This is a genomic window from Symplocastrum torsivum (genome assembly GCF_059505465.1).
The window spans coordinates 47733-69583 of record NZ_JCACKQ010000010.1; the positions used below are offsets into that span (position 1 = coordinate 47733).

20 protein-coding genes are annotated in these 21851 nt (G+C 46.8%); 10 read left to right on the plus strand and 10 right to left on the minus strand.

The genetic code is table 11. From position 1 onward, the window contains the following. Positions 1–157 precede the first annotated feature (157 nt). On the plus strand, positions 158–2173 hold the full coding sequence (locus AC5JL3_RS03015) for a ribonuclease catalytic domain-containing protein (RefSeq protein WP_496073124.1): 2016 nt from the start codon (positions 158–160) through the stop codon (positions 2171–2173). 51 nt (positions 2174–2224) lie between these two features. Here AC5JL3_RS03015 and AC5JL3_RS03020 read toward each other — a convergent pair whose 3' ends face one another. Then, positions 2225–2500, minus strand: coding sequence for a hypothetical protein (locus AC5JL3_RS03020; RefSeq protein WP_496073078.1), 276 nt, complete (start codon positions 2498–2500; stop codon positions 2225–2227). A gap of 128 nt (positions 2501–2628) precedes the next feature. Between AC5JL3_RS03020 and AC5JL3_RS03025 the strand changes: the two genes are divergently transcribed. Further along, a complete protein-coding gene (locus AC5JL3_RS03025; RefSeq protein ID WP_496073079.1) occupies positions 2629–3018 on the plus strand; it encodes a hypothetical protein in 390 nt (129 codons plus the stop codon). Between the two features lie 129 nt (positions 3019–3147). Here AC5JL3_RS03025 and AC5JL3_RS03030 read toward each other — a convergent pair whose 3' ends face one another. Beyond that, complete coding sequence (locus AC5JL3_RS03030) at positions 3148–3342, minus strand: hypothetical protein (RefSeq protein ID WP_192217611.1); 195 nt, start codon at positions 3340–3342, stop codon at positions 3148–3150. Positions 3343–3906: 564 nt separating this feature from the next. On the opposite strand from AC5JL3_RS03030, the gene AC5JL3_RS03035 reads away from it, so the two are divergent. Next, the gene (locus tag AC5JL3_RS03035; RefSeq protein ID WP_192217612.1) at positions 3907–4308 is read left to right on the plus strand and encodes an STAS domain-containing protein; all 402 of its coding nucleotides are present in this window, start codon (positions 3907–3909) and stop codon (positions 4306–4308) included. A 140-nt stretch (positions 4309–4448) separates the two neighbouring features. On the opposite strand, the gene AC5JL3_RS03040 is transcribed toward AC5JL3_RS03035, so the two are convergent. Next, on the minus strand, positions 4449–4616 hold the full coding sequence (locus tag AC5JL3_RS03040; RefSeq protein WP_192217613.1) for a hypothetical protein: 168 nt from the start codon (positions 4614–4616) through the stop codon (positions 4449–4451). 20 nt (positions 4617–4636) lie between these two features. Here AC5JL3_RS03040 and AC5JL3_RS03045 point away from each other — a divergent pair, with 20 nt between their 5' ends. Beyond that, the gene (locus AC5JL3_RS03045; RefSeq protein ID WP_496073080.1) at positions 4637–7285 is read left to right on the plus strand and encodes a TIGR03960 family B12-binding radical SAM protein; all 2649 of its coding nucleotides are present in this window, start codon (positions 4637–4639) and stop codon (positions 7283–7285) included. A gap of 3 nt (positions 7286–7288) precedes the next feature. On the opposite strand, the gene AC5JL3_RS03050 is transcribed toward AC5JL3_RS03045, so the two are convergent. Beyond that, complete coding sequence (locus tag AC5JL3_RS03050) at positions 7289–7720, minus strand: NUDIX domain-containing protein (protein ID WP_192217615.1); 432 nt, start codon at positions 7718–7720, stop codon at positions 7289–7291. 363 nt (positions 7721–8083) lie between these two features. Here AC5JL3_RS03050 and malQ point away from each other — a divergent pair, with 363 nt between their 5' ends. Next, positions 8084–9589: a 4-alpha-glucanotransferase gene (malQ, locus tag AC5JL3_RS03055; protein WP_496073081.1), complete on the plus strand. Its 1506-nt coding sequence runs from the start codon at positions 8084–8086 to the stop codon at positions 9587–9589. A gap of 65 nt (positions 9590–9654) precedes the next feature. Here the strand turns inward: malQ and AC5JL3_RS03060 are convergent, their stop codons facing one another. Then, positions 9655–10425 carry a helix-turn-helix domain-containing protein gene (locus tag AC5JL3_RS03060; protein ID WP_496073082.1) on the minus strand — a complete coding sequence of 257 codons (771 nt, stop codon included), beginning with the start codon at positions 10423–10425 and terminating at the stop codon, positions 9655–9657. Beyond that, entirely contained in the window at positions 10422–11213 is a 792-nt protein-coding gene (locus AC5JL3_RS03065) for a pseudouridine synthase (protein ID WP_496073083.1), read from the minus strand. Before AC5JL3_RS03065 ends, AC5JL3_RS03060 begins: the two co-directional genes overlap by 4 nt. A gap of 251 nt (positions 11214–11464) precedes the next feature. Here AC5JL3_RS03065 and AC5JL3_RS03070 point away from each other — a divergent pair, with 251 nt between their 5' ends. After that, complete coding sequence (locus tag AC5JL3_RS03070; protein ID WP_496073084.1) at positions 11465–12199, plus strand: LmeA family phospholipid-binding protein; 735 nt, start codon at positions 11465–11467, stop codon at positions 12197–12199. A 330-nt stretch (positions 12200–12529) separates the two neighbouring features. After that, positions 12530–14347, plus strand: coding sequence for an aspartate kinase (locus tag AC5JL3_RS03075; protein WP_496073085.1), 1818 nt, complete (start codon positions 12530–12532; stop codon positions 14345–14347). 175 nt (positions 14348–14522) lie between these two features. Here AC5JL3_RS03075 and surE read toward each other — a convergent pair whose 3' ends face one another. Further along, entirely contained in the window at positions 14523–15323 is an 801-nt protein-coding gene (gene surE / locus AC5JL3_RS03080; RefSeq protein ID WP_192217621.1) for a 5'/3'-nucleotidase SurE, read from the minus strand. A 416-nt stretch (positions 15324–15739) separates the two neighbouring features. Between surE and pheS the strand changes: the two genes are divergently transcribed. Next, complete coding sequence (gene pheS / locus AC5JL3_RS03085; protein WP_192217622.1) at positions 15740–16744, plus strand: phenylalanine--tRNA ligase subunit alpha; 1005 nt, start codon at positions 15740–15742, stop codon at positions 16742–16744. Positions 16745–16969: 225 nt separating this feature from the next. Here pheS and AC5JL3_RS03090 read toward each other — a convergent pair whose 3' ends face one another. Further along, positions 16970–17707 carry a 2-phosphosulfolactate phosphatase family protein gene (locus AC5JL3_RS03090; protein WP_496073086.1) on the minus strand — a complete coding sequence of 246 codons (738 nt, stop codon included), beginning with the start codon at positions 17705–17707 and terminating at the stop codon, positions 16970–16972. A 181-nt stretch (positions 17708–17888) separates the two neighbouring features. Beyond that, positions 17889–18392 carry a hypothetical protein gene (locus tag AC5JL3_RS03095; RefSeq protein WP_496073087.1) on the minus strand — a complete coding sequence of 168 codons (504 nt, stop codon included), beginning with the start codon at positions 18390–18392 and terminating at the stop codon, positions 17889–17891. 28 nt (positions 18393–18420) lie between these two features. On the opposite strand from AC5JL3_RS03095, the gene AC5JL3_RS03100 reads away from it, so the two are divergent. Then, a complete protein-coding gene (locus AC5JL3_RS03100; protein ID WP_496073088.1) occupies positions 18421–18603 on the plus strand; it encodes a hypothetical protein in 183 nt (60 codons plus the stop codon). Positions 18604–18664: 61 nt separating this feature from the next. Then, entirely contained in the window at positions 18665–19984 is a 1320-nt protein-coding gene (locus AC5JL3_RS03105; protein ID WP_496073089.1) for an RNA-guided endonuclease InsQ/TnpB family protein, read from the plus strand. 59 nt (positions 19985–20043) lie between these two features. Here the strand turns inward: AC5JL3_RS03105 and AC5JL3_RS03110 are convergent, their stop codons facing one another. Further along, on the minus strand, positions 20044–21675 hold the full coding sequence (locus tag AC5JL3_RS03110; RefSeq protein ID WP_496073090.1) for an NAD(P)H-quinone oxidoreductase subunit 4: 1632 nt from the start codon (positions 21673–21675) through the stop codon (positions 20044–20046). Positions 21676–21851 lie beyond the last annotated feature (176 nt).

Here is a 21851-nt window from a genome sequence, read left to right on the forward strand (position 1 = left end):
GGTGTCAAAGGAATAACAAATTGCGAGTCAATTCAATTCATCTTCGATGAACGTCATTCGTGTTTTGATACTCCGCCCCCTGGCTTTGTTATGGCATTGGCACCCGATAGACTGGGTGTAGTTGATAAAAAAAACGCTACCGGGGTTAGCGAAACTGGTGGAAAAGGGAACACTGATTGAATTTCGTCTGCAAGGAGAGCGCCGTCTTGCTGTTGCTGATCGTCCAGAGGGCAAAAAGCACTGGATTGTCATAGATGAACGTGGGCAATCTCATACGCTTCATCCTCGGCAAGTTACCTACGAAGTCGCAGGTTGCACTTTTAAACCATCGGAAATTCATAATTTCTTAGAAGAAGTCGAGTCTTATCTCGACCCTTCTAGCTTGGAAGTGGCGTGGGAATTATTGGTCGAAGACGGAGAAGCTGTAACCGATGCCCAAATGGCCCAGCTTTTATTTTCTGACCAAAGTCCACCACTCCGCTATGCGGCACACTGTTTATTGTCTGAAGACAAAATCTACTTCAAACAAAAGGCAGAAAGCTACGAACCCCGTTCCGCTACGATGGTGGCTGAAATTAAACACCAACGATCAGCGGAAGAAGCGAAGCTGCGGGAGCAACAAGAATTTTCAACCCGTGTACAGCAACGGCTGACGGGTATTCTAGTGGAGTGGCAAGATAGTGATCGCTCTCGCTTCGATGTCTTAGAACGTTTTGTCCTTCATCCAGAAAACGCCTCTCGTGCTGCCCAGGATATTCTGGTAGGATTAGGACGTTCCCAAACCGCCCAAGCCGCCTTTGATTTATTGGTGGATTTGGGTTGGTGGAGTCCCCACGAGAACTTATTTTTGCGGCGTAGTCAAATCCCTATCCAATTTCGTCGAGAGGTGCTTGAAGTGGCGCAGCAATGCCTGGAGTCTCCACCTCCCGATCCGGATGTGGATCGCTTGGATTTAACACACCTGAAGGTCTATACCATTGATGATGAAAGTACCCAAGAAATTGACGACGGTTTAAGTCTAGAAACCTTGGAAGACGGTCGTCAACGCCTTTGGATTCACATTGCCGACCCAACCCGCTTAGTGCAACCAGGGGATGAACTTGACCTGGAAGCCCGACGGCGCAGTACGACACTATATCTCCCCACAGGGATGATCCCGATGTTCCCACCGGAACTGGCGACAGGGCCGATGAGTCTGGTTCAGGGCAGAGTCTGTCCAGCGCTAAGTTTTGGTGTTGTCTTGGATGAAACAGGCAATATCCAAGATTACAAAATCCGTGCCAGTCTAATTAAACCAACCTATCGCCTGACCTACGAAGATGTCGATGAGATGTTGCAGCTAGGGGTACGGGCAGAACCAGAAATCGACGCGATCGCGTCTTGGGCGGTGCGTCGAGAGGAGTGGCGTCGGTCACAAGGCTCAATTAGTATCCATATGCCAGAGGCGGTAATCAAGGTTCACAGTGACGACGAAATCATTATTGATGTTTTAGACGATGCGCGATCGCGTCAGCTAGTAGCAGAAATGATGATTCTTGCTGGAGAAGTGGCAGGGCGCTATGGACAAGAACACCAAATTCCTCTCCCCTTCCGAGGACAGCCCCAACCAGAACTTCCCTCTGAAGAAGAACTAGTACAACTGCCCGCAGGACCTGTGCGCTTTTGTGCCGTGCGTCGGTGTATGCCTCGTAGTGAAATGAGCATTACACCCATACGGCACGCGGGTTTGGCATTAGAAACTTATACTCAAGCCACTTCGCCAATCCGTCGCTACACAGACTTACTGACTCATTTTCAGATCAAAGCTCATCTACGTGGCGACCCCCTGCCCTTTAGTGCTGAACAACTGCAAGAAACGTTACTGAGTGTCACCACAACGGCTTATGAAGCGACATTAGTGGAACGTCAGACTAATCGTTACTGGGGATTAGAATACTTGCGGCGTAACGCTGACCAAGTCTGGCAGGTCTTAGTACTGCGTTGGTTGCGAGAACACGATAACTTGGGGCTGATTCTTTTAGAGGATTTAGGCTTAGAGTTGGTTATGCGTTTCAAGCGTTCTGTCTCACTAGGCGATCGCTTAGAAGTCCAAGTGAGTCACGCTGACCCTCGCCAAGATGTGATTCAGTTTCGAGAACTCGTTGACCAAGAAGCGCAAGCGGCGGCTAGCTAAAAAAGCGATAAGTTTGGAATTAGCGTCTTCTAATTCCAAACTTATGCTTCTTTAAATCCCCATTGCATCCAGTTCATCTGATGAGCCAACCCGTCCCCGAAAAGACTGGATGACTGCCTGGAATGCCGCAAGGTCTTCTTCGGGTATATCGATCACAGTTACCATCTTTGCCTCAGCCTCAGATTCATCAAAACGTAAGGATTCAGTATCTGGTAGTGAGGGAATCTCAGAAAATGGAAGAGCGAGATAAAACCTCGGCAGTCCCTGATTATAAAATTCACCAAAATCCTGCGGTTTCTCAAAAAGGACTGGAACTTTTACGTTCATATTGTTCTAGCTAGCAAATTTTATAAATTATATGGCTGTAGGGCTTTCTTAAGCGGTTCGATAAATGTGTAATGTTGTTATCGAATCCTTAGAATAGAAAAATAAGCTGATCTGGATATATATTAATAGTGAAGCCAGCACCAATCGGTTCGGCATACAAGTTCCAGCCTCGCCAGATTGTTTGTTTAGAGCATGAGGACACTTGTTTATACACCGAAGTCATTGAAGTTGTAACATCACGGCAGGTCTGCTGGGTACGTCCTTTGATGCTAGTTATCTCTGAAGCTAATCGTGACGCGCTCACTTCAGCAGAACTACTAACTTTATACGACTTGCGTCAGGGTGCAGACTTAGTCTGGCCAACAATATTATTCCGCGCTGCTCTAGATACTGAGGTAATTCCACTTTTAGCGAAGCTGGATAACCTAGATGCCAACGGAGCCAGTACTCCAGATGTTCACAAGCAACTGAGCTTGTTTGTTCGCAAAATTTGGTTAGCCTATAAAGAAACTTTTTAGACTTCCATGAGCAATGCTGGGAACAATAAAGGGTGGAACGCCCGATAAAAGTTGCATTCTCTAAATATTTGCTGACAACGCCTTCAGGGTTCTCAACTTGTAATACGGTTTCGAGTTGTTAAACTTCGACTAGAGATTGGGAACTAACTGGATTCGACCAGCGTCCATTTCAGACATTAGCAGTTCAAGTGCCTCGTAATCCACATCTGAGATATGACCCACACGAGTCAGCTCAGAATTTATTGCGTTCTCTATATCAGGAGTTAGTTGCCTAATATAAAGGGCTTTTTCTACCAATTGACGAATAACGTATGTAGTTTTCACTATTCATTGCGTAGAACTCCATACCAAGCCATTTTGCGCGGAATCTCAAGCCTTAAACGTGATCTAAATCTAAATAGCCATGTGATCTAAATCACTTTTTTTAAGAGGAGATTATGTCGGATTTCTTGATTCCTATCTCAATCACGATAGGGAAATCCCTACTTGAGATTGAGAGTGTAATACATTAATTTAAAATATTTCTCGTTTCACTAAGTTCATGTTTTCTAGCCATTACTCAAGGAATTTACATGAATTCTCTTGAGTGCAGTACTTGCTCTGAAGCGAAATTCTTAATGCTTGAAAACGATTGAATGACTGACTTGTAGATAATTTTGTTGTTTGATACAAGAACTCTATTCAACAATTAATTGAAGTAATACACGTAATTCCGTATACTACTACACATTTTTTTACAAACTCTTAGTGAAAACTTTAAGGAAGTAGAGCAACTTGATAAAGATATAGAGAAATCTGCCAAACGGAGTAGTCTTTACGAAGCTTTACAGTTTATTGTCAAAACATTCTCTATCAAGTTTTTTTACTAGTAACCTTGAGGATTTCACTATGGCGCTTACTTTTATGAACTCACAATTGACAGTTATTCAGCCTTCTGGTCATGTCAATGCAGCCAACGCAGTAGAGTTTCAGCAGCAGCTAACAACGGCTGTGTCGTCAGGAGAACGTCCAGTATTGGTTGACATGCACCGTGTTGAGTCTATCGATAGTGCAGGTCTAATGGCGCTAGTTTCTGCTTTTCGGTTAGCTCAAAGTCGAAAGCAGCGCTTTGGTCTATGCTGTCTTGCGCCCTCGATTAGGATTATCTTCGAGCTAACTCAGCTAGATGAGGCATTTGAGATTTTTGAGAGCCGTGATGCCTTTACTGCCACGCTTGAGCAAAAGATTATAGACAAGGCTTTAGAGGATTTAGCTGCATCAAGCTTGAGATCCGGGATGCTCATCGCCTAAACACCTCCCAAAACGACAATGTCGCTTGTCCTTACACATTCACGAGCAACGCAATGCTCCTCACACGAATGCTTGCTACTGTGATATAAGCGAAAACCTTTGCCAATGCTTTTCCCCGGCAATATTAGCAATACTGTCTCTCAATCGCTGGAGAGAGTACCAGCATTGGGGCAGTACCGGGATTCGCTACTGCCTTGAATCAGAGCGATCGCAAGCGTCGCAAAGGCAACACAAAACTCCTCAGGGACGGTGATCGCCCTTGGAAACATCCGGTTAAGATGAATGAGTGCTGCGGGATAACTACACAAAGGCAGCAGGGAAGATTGCCATGGTGTTCACCGTTGAGGAACTACTTAGTAAAGAGATTATTACTCCAGCGCGTTACTTGGGTAACGAGTTAGGCGCAGTCCATAAATCCTGGGAATCCGCGCAGGTGCGCTGGGTGTTAACCTACCCAGAAATTTATGAAGTTGGCGCTTCTAATCTGGGGCACATTATCCTTTACAACATTTTGAATGCTCAGCCTAGGCAGTTGTGCGATCGCGCCTATTTACCTGCACCAGACTTAGCCGCGAAACTGCGAGAAACTCAGACACCCCTCTTTGCCGTCGAAAATCGGCGCTCATTAACCGACTTCGATATCTTAGGTTTTAGCCTCAGCTACGAATTAGGAGCAACCAACATCCTAGAAATGTTGAACTTGGCAGGAATTCCGCTCACCTACCAAGAACGTGCAACGGGTTCTTACCCCTTAATTTTTGCGGGTGGACAAACAGCCACCTCAAACCCTGAACCCTACGCTGACTTTTTTGACTTTATTGCCTTAGGGGATGGAGAGGAACTGCTGCCAGAAATTGGCTTAGTACTAGAGGACGGAAAGGCAGCCAATTTAACTAAAGAAGAACTACTGCTAGATTTGGCACAAATTCCGGGCGTGTATGTTCCGCAGTTCTACGATATGGCACCCGACGGCTCCGTTCATCCCAACCGTCCGGATGTTCCGAATCGGATTTTGCGACGAGTTGCTACACCGATGCCAGCGTACTCGATTGGGCTGGTTCCCTATGTCGAAACCGTACACAACCGATTAACCATTGAAATCCGCCGTGGCTGTACTCGTGGTTGTCGCTTCTGTCAGCCAGGGATGCTAACTCGTCCTGCACGAGATGTGGAACCGGAGAAAGTGGTAGAGGCAATTGAGCAGGGCATGAGAGCAACGGGATATAATGAATTCTCCCTATTGTCTCTTAGCTGCTCTGACTACCTTGCCCTGCCAGCCGTTGGGATGGAAATCAAGAATCGGCTCAAAGATGAAAATATTTCCCTTTCCCTACCCAGTCAACGGGTAGATCGATTTGATGAAAATATTGCGAATATCCTTGGTGGTACACGGCAGGGAGGATTGACATTTGCCCCGGAAGCGGGAACGCAGCGAATGCGGGACATTGTGAATAAAGGCTTAACCAATGAAGAACTACTCAGAGGAGTGAAAACTGCCGTTGAGCAGGGCTGGGATAAGATTAAGCTCTACTTCATGATTGGCTTGCCTGGGGAGACGGATGTCGATGTCCTAGGGATTGCGGAGACAGTGCGTTGGTTAAAGCAGGAATGCTACACGCAGGGGAGACGGCACCTTAACTTTAATCTGACGATTTCCAACTTTACGCCCAAGCCCCATACCCCGTTTCAATGGCACTCGGTTTCAACGACTGAGTTTCAGCGTAAGCAAGCTTTGCTCCGTAATGAGTTTCGTCGGATAAAGGGTGTCAAAGTGAATTTCACTGATGTCCGAATTTCGGCAATGGAAGACTTTATTGGGCGAGGTGATAGGCGCTTGTCTTCTGTGCTGCGTCGGGCTTGGGAACTGGGTGCAGGAATGGATTCTTGGTTTGATAGTTTAGAGCGTGCGTTTGCCGCTTGGGAAAAAGCGATCACAGAATCTGGACTAACCTGGAAATATCGCCAAGTCGAAAATGGCGAATGGAATGTATTTCAGCCGTTAGCTGACAGCCCTCAACCGTCAGAAGCGACAAACTCTACTCCCCAACCCTCATACTCTAATTCTCTTGAGGCTCCCCTGCCTTGGGATCACATTGATACCGGGATAGATAAGAATTGGCTGATAGATGACTTGCAGCGTGCCTTAGAAGCAGCTACCGTGCCCGATTGTTCTTTTGAAGGCTGTTCTCACTGTGGCATCTGCGGCACTGACTTTGGTCACAATGTCGTCATTGCACCGGTGCCGATTCCTGAATTTGCAGGACACTTCAAGCCAAATCAAGAAAAAGTTCAGCGGCTGCGGGTTTGGTTTGGCAAGCACGGCGAAATGGCTTTGGTGAGTCATTTAGATTTAGTCCGACTGTATGACAGGGCTGTAAGACGAGCTTCACTGCCAATTGCTTATACTGGTGGTTTTCATCCCAATCCCCGGATTATGATTGCTAACGCTTTGCCGTTGGGAGCCACCAGCGACGGTGAGATTGTGGATTTTGAACTTAGCCAAGCGATGGATGTTGAACAGTTTAAGGAACGCCTAGCTTCCCAACTACCCGAAGATATTCCTGTGTATCAGGTTGAGGAGGTTAGTTTAACAGCTCCTGCTGCAACGCAAGTGTTAGAACGGGCGGAATATTGTATTACAGTTGCGGCAAGTGAAGGCGCTTCTCTTCAACAATTGCAAGATTGGATAGAAGTGATTAAGCGTCAAGAGGCAATTTGGTGGGAGAAAACAACGAAATCTAGGAAGAAACAACAAGTAAATTTACGCGATCGCCTTTTTGAGTTAGAACTAGTTGAATCAGACAAACCCGAAGCATACCCAACCGATTCAGCCGTTGTCCGCTATGTCGGTAGCTGTCGCAATGATGGAACGCTCCTACGACCAGAGCATTTAGTCTATATGCTAGACCAAGTCAGCCAACAAGAGTGGGAGCTACTACACAGTCATCGGCAACAGTTGATTTTAACTAACCCTTAGTTTTTAAGACAAACGCGGGCGCAATCCGTAATGGCGATACTGCCAATAATCCTGCAAGATTTTGTCATGGTCAAAGCACAAGTTAGCGGGGACATCCCAAGCCTGAAAAACCCCTATTGTTTTAGCATCATCAGCGGCTTGGGGTTCACCTTTTGCTGTTGCTAGAAATACAACACTAAGAGTATGTTTGCGAGGGTCGCGGTTAGGGTCTGAATACACCTGAAACTGTTCTATTAGCTCAACCTGTAAGCTGACTTCCTCTGCCGCCTCCCGTATAGCCGCTGTTTCTACTGACTCGCCATAATCCACAAAACCACCAGGAATTGCCCAGCCAAACGGTTCATTTTTGCGTTCAATCAAAATGATTGGACGATGGGGGCGATCAATTAATTCAATGATGATATCGACGGTCGGGACAGGATTTCGGTAGTCCATAACATTTAGCAATCAGCAGTCAGTTTGTAGTTTCTAGATCTATCCAAGGAATTGATGAAATAAATGATGTACTGATTGAAGGCTTAAATCGCTTCCACCCTACTCCAATTAGTTTTATCCTTTCTTCTGGACAAATAAACTTGAAGACTTGTATCTGAGGCTGATAGCTGATAGCTGACAGCTTTTCCCAATCACAAGTTAGTGTAATTTATCACAATGCTGGTCTTAGCATAGGGCTGTTGCTACGACCAAATTTAGTGCTAGCTAGGGTTTACGATTTCTGCAACTACCTCGCTTGAGATTGATGTTCCGCCGTCTGTACCGTGATAATGTCGTAAGATTTGCTCCCTATACATATTGTCTATGGCGTTTCCCAGATCGAGTGGCATTTTACTGCATCCTACTTCTCTTCCTAGTCGTTTTGGTATTGGTGAGTTGGGATCAGAAGCCTACCGCTTCATTGATTTCTTGGTGGAAAGTTCTCAACAGCTTTGGCAGGTATTACCACTGGGACCTACTGGTTATGGCAATTCTCCCTATGCCTCCTTTTCAGCTATGGCAGGAAACCCGCTACTGGTTAGCCTGGAACAGTTGCAAGAGCAAGGAATACTCACGGAAGAAGACTTTGCAGCATTACCAGAGTTTCCGGTTGACCATGTGGATTTTGACCAAGTGATCAAAACCAAAACATCTCTGCTTCGGAAAGCCTACGAAACCTTTAAAACAAAAGCAACTCTGGTGCAGCAAAAGGAATTTACGGCTTTTTGTGAACTCAAGGCGTATTGGTTGGATGACTATGCCTTCTTTATGGCGCTCCGGGAAGCGCATGGAGGGGCAAGTTGGTTCACCTGGGAGCGGGAGCTTGTCAAGAGGCAACCTGAGGCGTTAGAGCATTGGACAAAGCAGCTAGACGGTGAGATTTACTTCCACAAGTTCTTGCAATTTGAGTTTTTCCGCCAGTGGTCAAAGTTAAAGCAGTATGCCAATTCCCAAGGCATTGAGATCATTGGCGATATTCCCATTTATGTTGCTCACGACAGTGCTGATGTCTGGGCACATCCCGAAATATTTACCCTGGATCAAGAAACGGGTGAAGCCGTACTGATGGCGGGTGTTCCCCCTGATTACTTTAGCGAAACAGGTCAACTGTGGGGCAATCCGCTGTATAACTGGGAACGCTTGCAGCATGACAACTTCGGTTGGTGGGTGCAGCGCTTTGAGTCCCTGCTAGATTATGTAGATATTATTCGGATTGATCACTTCCGGGCATTTGAAGCGTACTGGGCAGTTGATCGGGGTGAAACGACTGCCATAAATGGGCGCTGGATAGAGGCACCAGGTGTTGCCTTTTTTCAGAACCTTAAGGATGAGTTAGGTGAACTGCCAATCATGGCGGAAGACTTGGGAATTATTACACCAGAGGTGGAAGCACTGCGCGATCGCTTCGACTTTCCTGGTATGAAAATTTTACACTTTGCCTTTGGTGGGGATTCCAGTAATCCGTATTTGCCCTTTATCTACCCGCGCAACTGTGTGGCTTATACAGGTACCCATGACAATAACACGACTGTAGGCTGGTTTAATCAGCTTTCAGGCGGGGAAAAAGAGAGCTTGCTGCGATATTTGGGTTGTACAAGTTCAGATGGCATCCACTGGGATCTCATTCGGCTAGCCTTGGGTTCTGTAGCGAATCAGGCAATTATCCCACTTCAGGATGTTTTGGGATTGGACGCTGAGGCTCGAATGAATTTTCCTAGCCAAGCTGAAGGGAACTGGGGGTGGCGCTACCATTCTGGTGCAATCACCGAGGAAATATGCGATCGCCTTAAGACTATGACCCATACTTACGGTCGTGCCCCACGTAGGTAACAGGAGGGAGTTGTTAGTTTCTAGTTGTTCTTGAAATTACCAACAACTAAAAGCTAACAACCTTCTTATAGGCTGGAGTTTGCAGCGAATGTTACTTCCTGAACTTCGCCAGGTGCGCCCAATTGTTTAACCGATTCGTTATTAAACTCAACCAGAACGCCTCCGGCGTTACCCGCTCGAACAATCAGTTTTTGATTGGCAACCCAAGTACGTTGTGTTCCTTCGGGTAAGACTCCTTCAAATTCCGTCTTCCCATCTGCCACGACTCGAATCCAGGATTGAGCCTTGAGGGTAATACCCACTTGTACTGACTTTCCGTCTTCAATTGACTGCGTTACTTTAGCCAGTTTGAGAGGTTCTGTGTTTGTATTCTGTTGTGGCTTTGTTGGTTGCGAGTTGCTGGGTATAGGTAACTGTTGAGCTTGCTGTGCAGAACGGTTAACCAATAGCGATAAGCTACTCACTGCTCCAATCACCAAACAGATATAGAGCAAGTAAAGGTGAATCGGTCGCAGTTGCGCTGCCGGCAAATGTCGCCAAGTAGGCTTAATAAACTGTATAGCCGACCCTATTGGAAAAGTGCTAGCAAACTCTGCCCCATTTAGACCTAACGCATCCGCAAAGCGTTTGATAAAGCCTTTAATATATACAGGTTCTGGTAACTGATCGAGCCGACCTTCTTCAATTGCATTCAATAAGCGTGCCTGAATTCGGGTTCGAGCCGCAACTTCCTCTATAGGGAGAGACTGTTCAGTCCGGAACTGGCGCAGACGCGATCCCAGTTCTTTGAGCTTCTCGATTTGTTCCTGCTGAAAATGGAGTTTATTCTCCTTCATAGACTGTACTCCTTGATATCTGCTGGCACGTTTACTGATGTTAGGTGGACTCGGTTGTGGAGGAAACGAATTTCAAACTCTTTCAGGGGACGGTAGTAACCACTAGGTAGTACCGATTCCCCCTTAGGTTGTAATTGAATCGGACCAATCGCAGTGCGGTGCAGATGAATCACTGGATAGCTTAGCAGTTCGGCGACACGACGAATCTGACGATTTCTCCCTTCTGTTAAAACAATCTCCAAAAGTGTTTCCTCTCTCCCACGCTTAAGTAGCCGGACTTGAGCAGGCAAGGTTTTTTTTCCCGACAGATCGACACCCTCACGCCAAAGTTTTAGTACTGATTCAGGCGGATGACCCTGCACCCAAACATGATAAGTCTTAGGAACGTGATGACGAGGATGGGTGAGATGAAATGTTAAGGCTCCGTCATTGGTTAGTAGTAGAGCACCTGTAGAATCTGCATCCAAGCGTCCTACAGGATGAATACCCTGTCCTCTGGAGAGGATAGGCGGCAGTAAATCAAGAACAGTAGCACGATGAGCAGAATCACGACAAGTGGACACAATTCCAAGGGGTTTATTTAGTAAAAGATAGAGTGGTTGAGGGCGATCGCTTGGTGCTACAGGTTTGCCATCAACTTCAATCAAATCTATTTCTGGATTAGCTTTTTGTCCCAGATGCACCACAGTATGATTCAGCCGAACTCGTCCCGCTAAGATCATCTTCTCAGCTTCACGCCGTGAGGCGATACCCCACTGTGAAAGAACTTTTTGTACTCTTTCTTCCATGATTCGACTACTGTGTGAGCGTTTTCATCTAGAGACAGGTGAGTTAGCAATAAACTACTTTATCCTCTGGGGCACCCTTCCAGGAAGCGGAGCGCTTGCGCCTAACACTGACCTGGATTGACTATGTACAAATATTACAAGAATGTGGATAATTGCAAGTGTTTCGCTTAGGGGTAAGAAAACAATTGACCTCGGAGGCATTATACCTAGGGATCTAAGCATGATTACATATAGTTTTCTGAGGTTAATTTGTGAGTGAAACTCCAAAAGCCTCGAAGTCCAAAAAAAGCCGAGTCATCAGTACCGTATTGTCACCAGCACTACAGCTATGGTTGCGATCGCAAGTTGAGCAGATTGAAGCCTTGCAGTTCAAGCTGATAGGGGGCGATCGCCAAATCCTCAGCGGTCATATTCCGACAGTCACAGTTACCGCAAACCATGCCGTCTATCAAGGACTGCATCTTAGCAAAATTCAGCTAGAAGGTACTGATATTCGCGTCAACCTCGGTCAAGTTATTAAGGGAAAGCCGCTACAACTTTTAGCCCCTGTGCCAGTCGTTGGTCAGCTACTACTCCAGCAAGCCGATCTCCAAGCATCGCTACAGGCACCATTATTATCGAAGGCATTGACTGAAGTACTAGATACACTGCTCAAATCCGATGAAACAACTAATCTAGTTGACTACATAAGCTCTAAACAAGTCACCTGGCAACAGATTGATATTGATGCTGAGCAACTCACCCTAAGAGGTAATTTAGCAGATGCAGAGCTTCGGACAGCACAAGTCGTCATTCGTGCTGGTCTTCAGCTAGTCACGCCCAGTGTACTACAACTGAATCCCCTCCAAATTCAAATCGAACCTGTGTTGCCAGCAAAAAACTTCGCTGCCTTTCAGATAGATTTAGGTCGAGACGTTGAACTCCAAGAACTTACTCTATCGTCTGGACAGCTAATCTGTAGCGGACGCTTGAACGTTATCCCTTAATGCTAGGTGTACAACCGCTTGTTCTCGTCACTAGACTTCTTGCTCCAAGTTAGGGAAAAGGTTAAAAGGGATGACCGATTTCTTGGCTGACCAGAGTTTCCTTGAACGTCTCATTCCTGGTCTTTACAGAGCTTAGATCTGCATCCCACCTCTAGAAGCTGATTACAAGCCCTGAAACTTTCAGGAGACTTGCTAATGTCAATAGTTTTGACTCACTGGGTCTGATAAGTTGATTAAATAGTAGATATTCAATACGTCTTGACATCGAGTCTCAGATTTGACTCCTCAACAATTCACGATGTCACGAAAAAAGTGGGTGGGATAAACATTATGTCGCTAGTTGTCCAGAAATACGGTGGTACCTCTGTTGGCTCAGTAGAACGCATTCAAGCTGTTGCTCAACGTGTTATGAAAACAGCAACTTTGGGGAATTCCCTAGTTGTTGTCGTTTCCGCAATGGGTAAGACTACCGATAGTCTGGTGAAACTAGCGAATGCGATCTCGACGAATCCCAGCCGTCGAGAAATGGATATGTTGCTTTCTACAGGGGAGCAAGTCTCCATTGCTCTGTTGTGCATGGCTTTACAGGAGTTGGGACAGCCAGCAATTTCCTTAACGGGCGCTCAAGTAGGAATTGTTACAGAAGCACACCATAGCCGCGCTCGGATTCTCAAAATTAAAACGGAGCGGATTGAACAGCATCTGAACGAGGGTAAGGTGGTTGTTGTCGCGGGGTTCCAGGGCATCAGTAGCACCGACGCTTTGGAAATTACCACACTCGGTCGTGGGGGTTCGGATACTTCAGCCGTAGCCTTGGCAGCGTCATTAAAGGCGAGTCGATGTGAGATTTATACCGATGTTCCAGGTATCTTGACCGCTGACCCTCGAATTGTACCGGATGCTCAGCTGATGGACGAGATTACAGCCGATGAGATGCTGGAGCTAGCTAGCTTGGGGGCGAAGGTGCTACATCCCCGTGCTGTCGAAATTGCGCGGAATTATGGTGTTCCTTTGGTCGTGTTATCGAGTTGGACAGATGACCCTGGTACAAAGGTAATTTCCCCAATGCCTCAACCGCGTCCACTGGAAGGGTTGGAGATTGCTCGACCTGTCGATGCGGTGGAATTTGATACAGATCAGGCGAAAGTGGCGCTTTTGCGAGTGCCTGATTGTCCGGGTGTGGCGGCAAGGTTGTTTGGTGAGATTGCCCGTCAAGATTTGGATATAGATTTGATTATTCAGTCAATCCATGAGAGCAATACGAACGATATTGCCTTTACAGTGAGCAACGGCATTCTCAATCGAGCCGAAGCCGTAGCACAAGCGATCGCACCTGCCCTCCGTACCCAATCTGCCGATCCCGAAGAAGCTGAGGTAATGGTTGCTCGTGGGATCGCAAAAGTGTCGATCGCAGGTGCTGGGATGATTGGACGCCCAGGCATTGCAGCGCAGATGTTCGTCACTTTGGCAAGTGCAGGCGTTAATATTCAGATGATTTCTACCTCAGAGGTCAAAGTTAGTTGTGTAATTGATATCAAAGATTGCGATCGCGCAATCACAGCACTCTGTCAAACCTTCAACATCAATAGTTCCCCACTCCAACTCCCAAAAGCAACTGAATCAATTCTCCCTACTCACCCCTCCCCTGTACGCGGTGTTGCGCTCGACCTCAATCAAGCCCGTTTAGCGATTCGCTATGTACCTGACCGTCCTGGCAGGGCAGCCCGTTTGTTCGGACACCTAGCCGAGCAAAACATCAGTGTAGATATGATCATCCAGTCCCAACGCTGCCGTGTAATTGACGGTGTTCCTACCCGCGACCTTGCCTTCACGGTGTCACAATCAGATGCGGAAGCCGCTCGGTTGGCATTAAAACAAGCTTCTCCTGATCTAGGGTGTGGAGAGATTCTTCTCGATACAGACATTGCTAAAGTCAGTATTGTTGGGGCAGGAATGGTCAGACAGCCCGGAGTTGCCGCACGGATGTTTGAAGCACTAGCTCAAAATCAAATCAACATTCAAATGATTACCACCTCGGAAATCAAAGTTAGCTGTGTCGTTGCCCAAGAGCAAGGCGTTATTGCCTTACAAGCGATTCACAATGCTTTTGGTCTTGCCGGAAGCAAAAAAATCCAAGTTTCTGCCTAGCTGTCAGGGAAAGTCAAAAAAGGTTCAAGATACCTAGCCTAGGGGCATACAGCTAGCTGTGTTAATGGTTTTATAGTGGTCTCCTGGAGAGATGAGGTACAGCGGGAGGTGTGTGAAACAAGAGATAGAGCAAGGAAAACAAAAAAGCTGATAGCTGACGGCTTTCTTCTATATCTCACCAAAGTGTATTTAGTCCTAAGCCCTGCAAACTGTTTACACCAGCAGCATCGGTGAGATTATATTGCAGAGGGGTTACGGTGATGTAGCGATCGCGAATTGCCTGAACATCTGTGGGGATATCTTTGGGAAGGTGGAGATGGTCGGGTTGTTCGACATCTTCGAGGGCTTCTCCAGCTAACCAGTAATAAATTTTGCCCCGTGGATCAACCCGTTTCTCAAAGGTATCGATATAGCGACGAAGCCCTTGACGAGTGATTTTGACACCAGCAATTTCTTCTGGTTTCACGGGCGGTACATTCACATTGAGTAACATCAATTCTGGTAGCGGTTGCTTAGAGAACTGAGTAACCAAGGTTTTGGCAAACCTCGCAGCCGCCTCAAACTCCCTTGAAGTATAGCTCGCCAAACTAAAGGCAACGCTAGGAATCCCTTCAATCACGCCTTCCATTGCGGCTGAAACCGTGCCGGAGTAGAGGATATCTGTACCAAGGTTAGAGCCGTGGTTGATGCCAGAAAGAACCAAATCCGGAAAGCTGTCCATTAATGCTCCAAGGGCAAGCTTCACACAGTCTGAGGGGGTTCCTGAACACGACCAAGCTCTAACGGTAGGATGAAAAATTGTCTCAATTTTTTCTGCACGGATGGGGTCGTGGAGCGTTAAACCGTGACCTGTGGCTGAGCGTTCGCGGTCAGGACAAACGACAGTAATCTCATGACCCGCTTCGGCAAGCGTATCGGCAAGAGCACGAATACCAAGGGCGAAGATACCATCGTCGTTGCTGATTAACAATTTCATTAAATAGTGATGCGGTAATCATGAAAGTCGTTGTTCGATTTTAGCTTGACAGTTGGGGTGACATAGAACAAGGGGCAGACCAAACCTTCCAGGCGCATCAGTCTGGAAGCAGGGGAAGAGTTTTTAGGGTGGGTTATTTTTGCCGAACTGGTCTAGAGAAGAGCATTGATCATTCAACAAGGTACTAAATACATCGAACTCCTAAGAGCATAGGTAAGCCTTACCTGTAAACTGGTAAAGGTAATCGGCTTCAATAATTTAGCTATTTCTAACCGCTTAGTTTAAGAGCCGATCGCTGAATTCAGCCACAGCAGTTTGTGGTTTTTCGTGTCAACCTACTTCGCTCATAGGTCTGCTTATAGGGTAGGTGCCACAATAATATTCAAAAACCAAAACTTAAAATCTCACTACCTAGCATGACCACTCCGCTCAACGAGCTTGAAGCCCAACTAGCCACACTGAAAGAAGACGCAACAAAAGCGATCGCACACGCTGATACCCTAGAGCAACTAGAACAGTTGCGTATCAACTACCTGGGCAAAAAAGGACAGTTGTCTTTGGTTTTGCGGGGTATGGGTCAGTTATCGCCAGAAGACCGACCCCGCATTGGGGCTTCAGCAAATGAAGTCAAAGAAGCGCTGCAAGAGAACTTAGAGCAAAAGCGATCATCCCTACAAGCGGCACAAATTCAGGCACAACTAGAAGCTGAAACTATTGATGTGACGATGCCAGGGGTTTATCGTCCTCAAGGTCGGCTGCATCCCCTCAACAGCACTATTGACCAAGCCCTAGATATCTTCGTTGGATTAGGTTATACCGTCGCCACTGGACCCGAAATGGAGACGGATTATTACAACTTTGAGGCGCTCAATACTCCACCTGACCACCCAGCGCGGGATATGCAAGATACGTTTTACCTACCGGATGGTAACTTGCTGCGGACTCAAACATCTTCGGTGCAGATTCGCTACATGGAAGCTAACGACCCACCAATCCGGATTGTCTCGCCAGGTCGCGTGTATCGTCGGGATACGGTAGATGCTACTCACTCGGCTGTGTTCCATCAGATAGAACTATTGGCAGTGGATGAAGGGTTAACGTTTACTCACCTCAAAGGCACGATTCAGGTATTTTTACAAGCCATGTTCGGGGAGGATTTACCGATTCGTTTCCGAGCCAGTTACTTCCCGTTTACAGAACCGTCTGCGGAAGTGGACGTGAAGTGGAAAGGTAAATGGCTAGAGGTGATGGGCTGTGGTATGGTCGATCCCAATGTACTTAAGGCAGTTGGATACGACCCGGAGATTTATACAGGTTTTGCTGCTGGTATGGGTGCTGAACGCTTTGCCTTGGTGTTGCATGAGATTGATGACATCCGTCGGTTGTACAGCAGCGATTTGCGTTTCTTACGGCAGTTCTAAGCACACGATCTAGGGATGCAGGTAATCATTGGTGTCAATATAAGACGAGAGCGAATGGAATTCGCCGCTACACAAACGAAGTCCGCCTGCGCGGACTGACGAAAAAATAAGGTTTTTGAAACCTGCGTAGGCGGTAGCTTTTGTTTGTGTAGCTGCGGTTTCAACCGCCAAGTCCATCTTAAATTCAAACCAATGGTAAGTAATACAGCCTACAAATCTAATCAATTAGTAGTTTTTGATGAGAACTCCTGGTTCTTTCTGGATAGGCAGGACATCCAAGGTATCGGTTTGGGCGCAGTACTTTAAGTCTTCGACAACCCCTAGACGTAGTAAACGTTTGCCGTGACTTGCCTGGTGGAACATCGCGAGTAATTGGTCTTTCCATTGAGCGTAGAGTGAGATTGCACCGACTACTTCATCATTCCCAACGAGTTCTTCTAACGGACAGTTGAGTTGGGTGCGTAGGCTATGTGCGATCGCACCAGCACAAACGGTATCCTCTAGTGAGTAACTACCTTCCCAACCTGACCCTACAAGCCAAATCGTCTCAGGTTGTTGCGCCACTATGTACTCGACGACGGCTTTGCGGTTCACCAAGGCAGCCGCTAGCACAACTGGGGCATCCTGTATCCGTTGTAAGGCGCGAGTGCCATTGGTGGTACTGATAAACAAGCGCCGTCCCTGGACTCGTTCGGGTGTGCAATCCAGAGGAGAATTACCCAAGTCGCAGCCAGCCACCGTTGCACCACCACGTTCCCCGGCTCGTAGGCGTTTTTCAGGTAACCACTCTTCGCTGACTTGCATTAGCTTTTCCATATCGCTGAAGACTTGAACCGCTTCTGCACCTGCATTTAAAGCTGTAGAAATTGTCGTTGTGGCTCGCAGGACATCGATTGCGATCGCACAGTCGGGTAAGTGGTCTGTTGGAGTTAGTTCGGGCGTGTGGTAGATGAATAGCTTCACTGGTTGGCTGTACCTCCTTATTAAATTGCTGACTTCCTAATTTTATGGGTCAGTGCTACCCGATTTGAGATTTTGGATTGAACTTTGTTCCACACCAAGTTGCATTCAAACACCTCTCCTAGGTAAGATCTATCAGCTCAAAGCGAATGGCTGAGCGCTGACTGCTACTTGAGATCAGCAATTAAATTAAAAAACTCGCAATCATCAATACCTCTCCATCAGAACGCAGGTAGGGAACTGAGGTATTTTTAAACCCCGTAATGAAGGGTCTGCCATACAGTTGCCAATAACTTGGACTCAGGTCATGCGCGATCGCTTTAAGTGCCCGAAGTTCTTCTGCTAGTTCGGCTGCCAATTCATTAATGCGCTCGGCATGGTCATAAGCACGTTGCGTTGCCTGTTCGACTTGCTCTTGTAGAGTAAGAGGTTGTTGAGGGGGTAATGGCTGTAACTCACGCTCTTTTTGCTGGAGTTGAGCTTCCAAAGCTGCGATCGCCTGATCAATGCCTTCAATTTCCGCTGATACTTGTGCGGCTTCCCTAGCTTGACGACGGTAAGCTTCGGCAATTGCTTCAGGTGACTGATTTTCTGGCAGTATCAGCTTCGCTGTCAGGGTATCTCGTTCAGTGCGTAACACTTCGATCTGAGAGCGAATCGCTTCAATTTCTGCCTGTATCTGATCCATCACTTATCCTGCTTAGGCTGTTAGTTTCGTGAAGCTTTTAGCTCCTTTACCCTTGACTCTCCCTGCCCTAGAACGGCAGGGTTTCTCGGAGGTTTCCTATGAACAAAAGCCTGCGTCAGCAGGCTTTGTTTTTAACCACAAAGGAACCGCGTGTGTCCCCTCCTTCAACAAACAGATTTCCGAAGCCGTAGGCAAGGATGAACGTTTGTAAGGAGGGGCGGTAAGCGGAAAAAAGAGATGGTATCATACTATATACATTTTTTAGTTAGACAATGCCCACTCGCAGAACTACCTTTCGCCTCTATCCCACTAACTCGCAGGAACAAAAACTGCGCTTTTGCAGGGCTATGCACAAGGAGTTGTACAATTGGGCGTTGTCTAACCGCAAGACTCAGTACCAGAAGTTTGGCAACAAAGTTGATTATTACCAGCAGCAAGGCAGCTTGCCAGCTTTCAAAGAAGTCTGGACAGAATACAAGTTGCTCAATGCTGGTAGCTTGCAAGCCACCCTGAAAAGGGTTGACTTTGCCTATCAACGCTTCTTCCAAGGGTTAGGAAAATATCCCCGATTCAAGTCAATTCGTCACTATTCTGGCTGGACATATCCAGACGGTCGCCAATGCTTCAAACTACACACCACAAGTGTTAATGGCTATCTTGAGCTAGGCGACTTGGGTATTCAAGTCCAGATGAGAGGAAAGGCAAGAGTCTGGGGGAGACCAACGACCTGCACCATTGTGTACCGCAACAATAAGTGGTACGCATCAATAACCGTTGATGTTCCAAGTATTGAGAGAGAACTAGGAATAGGTGCTATTGGGATAGATATTGGTTGTAATGCAGCCCTAGCTATAACAGATGGGGAAACCCATCAGTTAATTAAAGCGCCTAAGTTTTTGCGTAAAGCTGAAACTCGAATCAAACACGCATCTAAGTCAAAACGGAGAAAGAGAGCGCCAAATCGTAAATCTAAAACAAAGGCTTCTAGAAGATGGAAGAAGGCAGCTAGTCGAGTCAGTAAAATCATCGCACAAGTTGCTAACCAGCGACAAAACTGGGTTCATCAAGTTGCAGTAGAAATAACGCGCAGTAATAGCCTCGTTGCAACTGAAAAGCTAGAAGTCAAGAACATGACCCGTAAAGCCAAGAAGGGTAAGCGAAGACGGCAGAAGGCAGGACTGAATAAGTCCATCCTTGATGTTGGTTTTGGGATGTTGAAGTCCGCAATTAAGTACAAGGTAGAAGAGGGTGATGGGCAGTTCATTGAAGTCCCCACGAAGAAAGTTAAACCTTCTCAAACCTGTCCTAAATGCGGACATCAGCATCCCAAAACTTTAGATGAACGCATTCATCAATGCAGTGAATGTGGTTATCAGCAGAATCGAGATATCGCTTCTGCCGAAGTCTGTCTTTACTGGGTTAAAGGAACTTTGCCGGGGTTAGGAACTAACCTCGTAGGCGCTGATGGGTCTAGCTCTACTTCGTCACCCAAGGGACGCAAGTCCTGCGGAGGAATGAAGCAACTGGCTCAGAAGAAGCGTCAGAAATCTCAACCTGCTGTCGGGGATGCAGAAACCCCGACCTCCGCGTAGCAGGTCGGGGTAGTTCATCTTCAGAATACTTCGACAAGCTTCACTCGTGAGCAAGGAATTTATTTCATAACACCAAGTAAGGGGTGAGCCTTAGCGGTAGGTAGCTTCGGTGTAGTTAACGCACCATCCAATTGGGGTAGTGAAGCTGTTCTTGCAGAATCTTGCTGCTGTGCAATCAGCGGTAACACATTGCGAATCTGAGCCGTGACAGCTACAGTCTTCACATCATAGGTCTGTGTAGCAATCTTAGGATACAAACCAATACCGATAATTGGAACCAACAAGCAAGCCGTGATGAAGATTTCACGAGGATTAGCATCACCCAGGTAGTTATCAATCGCCAGTTCCGAATTCATGTTTCCGTAGAACACCCGACGCAGCATTGAGAGGAGATAAATCGGTGTCAGGATTAATCCTACGGCTGACAAGAGAACCACTACTACCTTGAAGGTTGAGCTATAAGCCTCACTGGTTGTTACACCGAGGAATATGGATAACTCACCGACAAACCCACTCATCCCTGGTAAGGCAAGAGAAGCCATTGAACCTGCTGTGAAGAGTGCAAAAACCTTGGGCATCATCTGCGCCATGCCACCCATTTTTTCCATGACTAGAGTATGGGTGCGCTCGTAAGTAACACCAGAGAGGAAGAACAGCGCGGCGGCAATCAACCCATGAGACAACATCTGAAGCACTGCACCATTCAGCCCCAACTCGGTGAATGAGGCAATACCAACTAGCACAAAGCCCATATGAGAAATCGAAGAGTAAGCCAGTCTCCGCTTGAGGTTTTCCTGAGCAAAGGCAGTCATTGCACCATAAACGATGTTGACTACACCCAAAACTACGAGAACTGGTGCGAAGTGAATGTGGGCATTGGGTAGCATTTCCATGTTCATGCGAATCAACCCATAGCCACCCATTTTGAGCAATACACCCGCCAAAATCATTGATACAGGTGCAGAAGCTTCGCCGTGTGCATCCGGTAGCCAAGTGTGGAGGGGAAAGATCGGCAGTTTCACACCGAAGGCAATCAGGAAACCTGAATATACCAAAAGTTCAAAGGCGGTCGGGTAGTGTTTGTCTGCAAGCTGTTGCATATCGAAAGTAACAGTATCGCCAAAGAATGCCATGGCTAGTGCCGCTACCAGGATAAATACTGAGCCTGCCGCTGTATAAAGAATAAACTTGGTTGCTGCGTAGAGGCGCTTTTGACCTCCCCATATAGAAATCAGCAGGTAAACCGGGACTAACTCCAGTTCCCACATTAAGAAGAATAAAAGTAAGTCCTGAGCAGCAAACACGCCGATCTGGGCGCTGAACATTACCAGCATCAGGGCGTAAAACAGACGCGGCTTCTGCTTAACTTTCCAACCCGCTAAAATTGCCAAGGTTGTCACCAAGCCAGTCAAGACAATCAGTGGCATCGATAATCCATCAACAGCCAAAGACCAATTCAGTCCTAGCTGGGGTATCCAAGGATACGTTTCGACAAGCTGGAATTTTGAGTTTTGTAAATCGTACTGACTCCAAAAGGCGTAAATTGTCAAAGCAAAATCCACTAACCCAACCCCAAGGGCATACAAGCGGACGGTTCGGCCCTCCTTATCGGGGAGTAGAGGAATCGCCAGGGAAGCCAGTAGGGGCAACAGAATGATAGTGGTTAACCAGGGAACTTGAGTAGTAATCATCACTGGGAATAAATACCTATCGTTGCCAACTTTTCTATTGTATTAAGTTTAGTGAAGCTTTGAGAAGAGTGATTAACCAAGTAAATCAAATCTTCATCATAGATAGGGATAAATACTTAACAAAGAACACAGGAGTTCAGAAGTTCAGGAGAATCTGTAAGTTGCTCCAAGTGTCA

Excerpts from the sequence above, each read along its gene's own strand:
- AC5JL3_RS03035 (WP_192217612.1), top strand. The coding sequence starts at position 3,907 with ATGGCGCTTACTTTTATGAACTCACAATTGACAGTTATTCAGCCTTCT.
- AC5JL3_RS03045 (WP_496073080.1), top strand. The coding sequence starts at position 4,637 with ATGGTGTTCACCGTTGAGGAACTACTTAGTAAAGAGATTATTACTCCA.
- malQ (WP_496073081.1), top strand. The coding sequence starts at position 8,084 with ATGGCGTTTCCCAGATCGAGTGGCATTTTACTGCATCCTACTTCTCTT.
- AC5JL3_RS03075 (WP_496073085.1), top strand. The coding sequence starts at position 12,530 with ATGTCGCTAGTTGTCCAGAAATACGGTGGTACCTCTGTTGGCTCAGTA.
- AC5JL3_RS03050 (WP_192217615.1), bottom strand. The coding sequence starts at position 7,720 with ATGGACTACCGAAATCCTGTCCCGACCGTCGATATCATCATTGAATTA.
- AC5JL3_RS03095 (WP_496073087.1), bottom strand. The coding sequence starts at position 18,392 with ATGGATCAGATACAGGCAGAAATTGAAGCGATTCGCTCTCAGATCGAA.
- surE (WP_192217621.1), bottom strand. The coding sequence starts at position 15,323 with ATGAAATTGTTAATCAGCAACGACGATGGTATCTTCGCCCTTGGTATT.
- pheS (WP_192217622.1), top strand. The coding sequence starts at position 15,740 with ATGACCACTCCGCTCAACGAGCTTGAAGCCCAACTAGCCACACTGAAA.
- AC5JL3_RS03060 (WP_496073082.1), bottom strand. The coding sequence starts at position 10,425 with ATGAAGGAGAATAAACTCCATTTTCAGCAGGAACAAATCGAGAAGCTC.
- AC5JL3_RS03065 (WP_496073083.1), bottom strand. The coding sequence starts at position 11,213 with ATGGAAGAAAGAGTACAAAAAGTTCTTTCACAGTGGGGTATCGCCTCA.
- AC5JL3_RS03110 (WP_496073090.1), bottom strand. The coding sequence starts at position 21,675 with ATGATTACTACTCAAGTTCCCTGGTTAACCACTATCATTCTGTTGCCC.
- AC5JL3_RS03020 (WP_496073078.1), bottom strand. The coding sequence starts at position 2,500 with ATGAACGTAAAAGTTCCAGTCCTTTTTGAGAAACCGCAGGATTTTGGT.
- AC5JL3_RS03105 (WP_496073089.1), top strand. The coding sequence starts at position 18,665 with ATGCCCACTCGCAGAACTACCTTTCGCCTCTATCCCACTAACTCGCAG.